The 2891-nt window shown below is 68.7% G+C and carries 1 protein-coding gene and 1 pseudogene; both read right to left on the reverse strand.

Features of this window, described 5'->3' with window-relative positions; translation table 11 throughout:
• Positions 1–899 (reverse strand): annotated as a pseudogene (locus JMF90_RS31720) (hypothetical protein); the annotation flags it as partial.
• Positions 900–956: 57 nt separating this feature from the next.
• The coding region (locus tag JMF90_RS31725; protein WP_201325913.1) for an autotransporter domain-containing protein at positions 957–2891 on the reverse strand (1935 nt) is incomplete at its 5' end.

A 2891-nucleotide genomic window follows, 5' to 3' on the forward strand; every position in this document is an offset into this window, starting at 1 on the left:
ACCGCTCCCACCACGCCGCCGAGACCACCGGCCCCGCCTCCAACACCGCCCAGCGCGCCAGTCAACGTTCCGACTGCGCCCGTTGCCGTGTTCGCCACCGTGCCGACGACACCGCCGAGACCACCAGTCGGATTGCCACCGCCGATGCCACCCAGCGCACCGGTCACCGTGCCAACGACGCCGCCGAGACCACCGCCGCTGCCACCAACACCACCCAACACGCCCGTCACGGCACCGACCGCGCCGGTGGCCGCGTTCGCCACCGTCCCGACGACACCACCAAGCCCGCCGGTCGTACCACCACTTCCGCCGAGACCACCCAGCGCACCCGTCACCGTACCGGCCACGCCCGCGACCGGCTCGAGCAATCCGCTACCGATACCAATGGCCGCGCTTCCCGTCCCCGTCCCGGCAAGCCCGATCGAGATACCGCCTGCATTCGGGTTGCCGACCGTCACCGCCCCATTCCCCCATCCCGTCACCGTGCCGATGAGTCCCCCGGGCGCCGGCGACGCGCCTTCGATGATCAAGCCGTCGGTGTTGCTGAGACTTCCCGGCACGGCGGTCACGACCACCGCCTGGGACGCCGTGGCGGCCAGGCTGAACACAGCCGCGACCGACAGGGCGATGCCCGTCAATTTCACGTTCATTTTCGTTTTCATGAGTAACCTCAGTTCGGTTGGACAACCGCGGAACAGCTCGAGCGATGACGCGTGGACCCTGTCGCCCGAAGGCGGCACGAATCGTTCGCGGATTGCCCGATACGGCAAAGCGTTGAAACAAGTTCGAACAGACCGATGCAACGGGATACCAAACACCGCGTGACGCGCTTCATGAAAACGATTCGCATCACGAAGTTTCTGAAATACGAACCTGAAAACAAACCACCACATAACCATCGATAAACGATCGGCCGCTCACGACGACTTCATCGCGAACGGCCGTCGCCCCTCCCTTTAGAACTTCCACAACAGATTGCCGTACAACGCGTGATCGCTGATGTGGCCGCCAAGCTGGCCGCTATACGACAGGCCGAGCGACAGGTTCTTGGTCACGGCCGCATCGACACCGACCTCGAGCACCGCGGCATCACGCGCGACCGGCACGCCGGTCACGCTGAACGGCGAACCGCCGCTCGCGAACGACAGCGTCGACGCCGGCTGCGTATTGCCGAATGCATGCCGCCATCCGACGGTGCCGAACGCCGTGACCTTGCCCTTCGTCGTGACCGCGACGTCGGTCGAGGCCCGCACGCCGAGCGTCGAGAAGCCGAGGCCCGTCGTGTCGGAATCGCCCTGCAGCGCCGCCGCGCCGCCGTTCTCCCTGAAGCCGCCGGTGTGCAGGCTCGCGAACGCAAGCCCGACAAACGGTTCGAGCGAGACGTTGCGAATGGCCGTCGAGTAGCCGATCTCGGTGAACACCTGCGTCGCGTTCGCGTCGTAGCTGGCGGTATCGTGGTCGGCGAAGCTGCCGAACGACGGATTGCGCTCGCTATGCACGCGGTACCACGACTGCGACACGCCACCGCGCACGTTCCACGCGTCGTATCGGCCGCTGGCGTACAGCGCGATCGTCCCGCCGTTGACCTTCGCCGACTCGTTCTGGTCGGTATTGAGCTGGCTGCGCGACGCGCCGCCCGCGATACCGACGCGCCAGTGGCTGCTGACTTCCGCATCCGTGCCGACGATGAAGCCATACAGGTTGCGATCGATCGACGCGACGCCGTCGCCGTTGAACCGGCTATGCGAGCCGTACAGTCGGCCCCACACCGCGGGCTTGTACGACTTGGCCGGCGTGCAGCCGTTTTCCGCGGCCATGCGCCGGTCGAGCGCCGCCGCATGGTCGTCCGCCGACACCGGCGCCTCGCATCCGCACAGCGCCCCGCCCGGCTGCGAACCGAGCCGCGCACGATCGAGCACCGCGTCGCGCACGTAGCGGCTGTCCGACAGCAGCACGCTACGCGTACTCGGATACAGATCGCCGGCCAGTTGCGTGAATGCGCGGTTCGCGGTCGTCGCATCCGACGTCAGCACCGTATCGAACAGCGGGTTGCCGGCGCCGAGCGTGCCGACCGCGCCCGCCACCGCTTGCCCGTCGGGCGTAGTCGCCACCGACGCGAACGGCGTGCCGTTCGGCGCCAGCGACATCAGTACCTGCGCCGGGTTGTACGTGAGCGTCGGCGTGAGGAACGCATACGTCGAGTTCACCGCGCTGAATTGCCCTTGCACGCCCGCGCCGGCATTCACGATGGTGTAGAGCTTGCCCGGCTGGTATTGCCCGGTCGCCGCGACGACCTGCACCGACCCACCGTTGAGCGTGGCGGAGCCGGTCACGTCGAGGCCGCCGCTCTGCTGCGGCGTGGCGCCGACCTGCAGCGTCGAGCCCGGCTGGAAGGTCGCGTTGCCCGCGACCTTCAGCGGCTGCCCCAGCTGGAGGACCGATGCAGTACCGCCGCCCGACACGACCAGGCCGCCGACCGTGCCCGTCCCGGTGACGGTCGCGCCGCTGCCGACGGTCACCGGCGAGCTGGCCAGCGAACCGGTGACGGCGAGCGTGCCGCCCGTCACGTTCGTCGGCCCGGACAGCGTGTTCGTCCCGCTCAGCACCTGCGCGCCCGTGCCGGCCAGCGTCAGCGGGCCGGTACCCGACAGCGTGCCCGCGAACGAGCTGGTGCCGGCGGTATTGACCGTCAGCGGCGTCGCGCCGAGATTCACGGTCGAACCCGTCGTACCCGACAGCGTGCCGATCGACTGCGGCGCGGCCGAGGCCGCCAGGTTCAGCGTCGCGCCGCTGCCCGCGAGGATCACCGGGCTCGTCGGCGCGAGGCTGCCTGCACCGGCGAGCGCGAGCATGCTGCCGCTGCCGATCGTCGTGCCGCCGGTGTACGTGTT

Origin of the sequence: Burkholderia sp. E168m23, from assembly GCF_016586125.1 — a bacterium.
Classification (GTDB): Bacteria; Pseudomonadota; Gammaproteobacteria; order Burkholderiales; family Burkholderiaceae; genus Burkholderia; species Burkholderia orbicola.